This window comes from Thermodesulfitimonas sp. (genome assembly GCF_052743955.1).
This window is the reverse complement of the sequence record NZ_JBRAIN010000136.1, coordinates 1-3,318: the sequence shown is the minus strand read 5'-3', so window position 1 is coordinate 3,318 and position 3,318 is coordinate 1. Positions and strand designations below refer to the sequence as shown.

Genomic DNA, 3,318 nt, shown 5'->3' with positions numbered 1-3,318 from the left:
AAAATTTGCGCCCGGGCAGGTTGAAAAAGCTCGCTTTATATCTCTTGCTGCCCCGTCCGGGAGCGATTACTGGCGGCGCGATCTACTTCTGGGGTGGCGTTGCTTACGGGGTAGCGCTGAACCGCCACTTTTCGATAGCTGACATAGCCGTTGTCTGGTTAGGAATCGAGTTTTTGATCAATCAGGCCAAATACTGGCTAAACGACTATAAAGACGTTGCCAGCGACCGGCTCCATCCCAGAAAAAAAGAGCGGGCTTCGGCCGGCGGGTATTTGCCTGTAAAGTGGTTGCCCGTCTTATGTGCTTTACGCATGGTCGCAGGGACGGCTTTTTTGCTTTGGTGCCGGCCCCAGGTACTGCCCTTCGCGCTGCTTTTGCCGGCAATCCAGCTTCTGTATGACAGCGTTAAAAGGATCCCGCTGCTTAACGCCGGGGTGGCGGCCACCGGTTCCCTCGTCAGGTTTGCTGCGGGTTACGCCGCCGTAACGGGGGCATGGCCGCTTTTCTTTCCCTGCCTGCTCGTCTATTGCCAGCGCCTGGCCGTCTATGTTGCCGCCTACAGCGCGGAGGGGCGCTACCTCTTGCGGTACGGTAAAACGCCCGGCAAAGAATACACCTTCTTCTACGCGCGCCACCCTTGCCTGGAAAGATTAGCGCTGGCGCTATTCCTCGGGTTGCTCGTCTTCGCGCTCGCGCGGCACGTTCCCGGTGGAATCGTGGTTACCGGGATCGTAATCGCTCTTTTGGGCGTGCTCTACTACCGGATTAACGGGCCGGGGGATAGAATTTACTGGGATGACTGGAAGGTCCTCTGGGCCGTTTTAAGTTACGGGTTCAGGCAGTTGTCTGTACAGCGGTGGCTAAGGTGCCGCCGGAAATTTCTCTCCCGGAGGAAGCTCCTGTGCCCCAGAGATGGTTGATTCTCGCTGCCGTTGTCACCGGGTTGGCCCTCGACCTTCTCGACATCACCGTGGTGAATGTGGCCACTCCCCACCTCATGGCCGAGCTCGGCACCGATATTGACACCGTCCAGTGGGTGGCCACCGCTTACCTGATTGCGATGGGTGTTGTCGTTCCCCTTTCGGCTTTCTTGGCCGATACATACGGCACAAGGCGGCTTTTTCTCGCCAGTATGGGCCTGTTTACGCTGGGTTCGTTCTTGTGCGGGCTGGCGTGGAGTTTCAACGCCCTGGTTCTCTTCCGGGTGCTTCAGGGGCTCGGTGGGGGGATGATCATGCCGCTGGGGATCAGCATCATTTATAAGACGTTTCCGCCTTCCCAGCGGGATATGGCGATGGGGATTATGGGGTTGCCGCTTCTGGTAGCCCCAGCGCTCGGTCCAATCCTCGGCGGTTACCTTGTCGAATGTGCCACCTGGCGCCTCATTTTTTACATCAACCTGCCCGTAGGCTTACTGGCGATCCTGCTAACGGTTCTGGTAATGGATGAGTTTGCCACTTACCCGCGCAAAACAGATTACATAGGCTTCCTCCTGGTGGCGCCGGCGCTTGGCGGGCTTCTCTGGGCCTTGAGCAAGGCACCGTCCGACGGGTGGAATGCCCCTTACGTTGTCCTGTTGCTACTTTTCGCCGGTTTTTCCTTGACGCTCTTTCTTTTGTGGGAAGTGAGCCGCGCGGAACCGCTGGTGGAGGTGAAGCTCTTCTGCCGGCCGGTTTATGCCGCTGGCGTCCTGGCCATGACTCTTGCGATCATGGCCATAATGGGCAGCCTTTTTCTCCTGCCCGTCTTCTTGCAGGAGATAAAGGGGTACGGGCCGCTAACTACGGGGGTCATTCTGTTCCCGGAAGGCCTGGCCGCGGCGGTAGCCCTTCCAGTTGCGGGTTTCTTAGTAACCCGGGTGGGGCCGGGGCTGCTGGCGCTGACCGGAACGGTGATGGTTACCTTGGCCACGCTCAGCTTTACGCGGCTTGGCCTGGAGACGCCGGTCTCTTTTTTGACGCCGAACCTTGCCCTGCTGGGCTTTGGTATGGGCTTGGGCATTATGCCGGTGATGGCCGCAGCCCTGGAGGTTGTGCCGCCGGAGCTTAATAACCAGGCGACCTCCCTGCTCAACATGCTGCGCCAGGTGGGCAGCTCTTTCGGCATCGCGATTATGGCCACGGTGGCCCAGACGCACCAGGAGATGCACTACGTTCGCCGGGCGGAAAGGCTGACCTATGACTACCCGCTGCTTTCCGAGCTTGTGGCGCGGCTGCGGTGGGCGCTTGCGGGAACCGGTGACCCTTCCGCTATGTGGGCGGTTGTTGCTGCGCAGCTTCATTTACAAGCGGCCGTACGCGCCCTCGACGACGCCTTTGGTCCGGCGGTAATCTTTGGTATTCTTGCGGTTTTAGGGGTCATCGTGTTATGCTGTTGTCGAAAAATGAGAACCAAGGTGGCAGGAGAACGGGAGGTCTCTTCTCATGACGCGCACTCGCCGCAAACGTTTGCCCATCTTTGATGCTGCCGTGGCCGTCTTTTCCGAAAAAGGATTTGCCAGGGCCACGATGGAAGAAATCGCTAAGCGTGCCGGGATCGCCAAAGGCACTCTTCATAATAACTACCGGAGCAAAAAGGAGCTCTTTCTTTCGCTCATCGAGGAGGGTATCGAAAGGCTGGAAAATACCGTCAGGCGCGAGGTGGCGCGCCGGGAGGATATTTCCGGCAAACTTGAGGCCTTAATTGGCGCGCAGCTCAGTTTTTTTTTGAGGAGTACCGGGACTACTGCAAGCTCCTTTTGAGCGAGGTCTGGGGGCTGGGCACCAGGTGGGAGGAGCAGGTAGAGCGGCTGCGTTCAGGTTACATCCGCATTATCAGGGACCTGATCGAAAAGGGGCAGGCGGAGGGTGTAATCTGCAAGAACCTGGAGGTTGATGCGGCGGCCACGGCGGTATTCGGTGCCGTAGCGGTGGCCGCACTTAACGCCTTCGTCTTTGAGACGCGGTACCGTTACGAGAGTATCCTGCAAACGCTCAAGGAGTTGTTACTCACGGGACTCCGGGAGCGGGGCACGGGAGTTGCGACGCCTGAGAGATAAATCTTAACCGGAAAGGCTGAACTTGCTGCTGGCTTATTTCTTGCGCACACGGCGGTTCATGCGGCTGCCGCTGACAGTGGTCAGCAGGCCGAGCACTAAAAGCGCCAGGTTGGCCGCCAGGCACAAGGTTGTGGCGCCGGCTAGGGTGGCGGTGAAGGAGGACGCGGCGGGAAGCACGAGGGCTGCCGTGGCCTGGGTGAGGCGCGGCGCAAAAAGCGGGAACAAGGCGCGGGTGAGCGCGCAGGCGTAAAGCGCCTGGAGGAAGCGTCCTATGATGAAGA

Annotated in this window: 5 protein-coding genes; 4 read left to right on the top strand and 1 reads right to left on the bottom strand. The window is 58.9% G+C overall.

What is annotated here, in order from left to right:
- The 4 genes from ACUVTA_RS09090 to ACUVTA_RS09075 form a co-directional block, all read left to right on the top strand.
- Nucleotides 1–920, top strand: a 920-nt coding sequence (locus tag ACUVTA_RS09090) for a UbiA family prenyltransferase (RefSeq protein ID WP_445952620.1), incomplete at its 5' end; no start/stop codon positions are given.
- Nucleotides 902–2,461, top strand: coding sequence for a DHA2 family efflux MFS transporter permease subunit (locus ACUVTA_RS09085; protein ID WP_445952619.1), 1,560 nt, complete (start codon nt 902–904; stop codon nt 2,459–2,461). The genes ACUVTA_RS09090 and ACUVTA_RS09085, both read left to right, overlap by 19 nt.
- On the top strand, nt 2,424–2,741 hold the full coding sequence (locus tag ACUVTA_RS09080) for a TetR/AcrR family transcriptional regulator (RefSeq protein WP_445952618.1): 318 nt from the start codon (nt 2,424–2,426) through the stop codon (nt 2,739–2,741). Before ACUVTA_RS09085 ends, ACUVTA_RS09080 begins: the two co-directional genes overlap by 38 nt.
- Nucleotides 2,738–3,037 carry a TetR/AcrR family transcriptional regulator C-terminal domain-containing protein gene (locus ACUVTA_RS09075; RefSeq protein WP_445952617.1) on the top strand — a complete coding sequence of 100 codons (300 nt, stop codon included), beginning with the start codon at nt 2,738–2,740 and terminating at the stop codon, nt 3,035–3,037. The genes ACUVTA_RS09080 and ACUVTA_RS09075 overlap by 4 nt, the downstream gene beginning before the upstream one ends.
- 33 nt (nt 3,038–3,070) lie before the next feature.
- Here ACUVTA_RS09075 and ACUVTA_RS09070 read toward each other — a convergent pair.
- On the bottom strand, nt 3,071–3,318 hold a 248-nt coding region (locus ACUVTA_RS09070; protein WP_445952616.1), incomplete at its 5' end, for a hypothetical protein.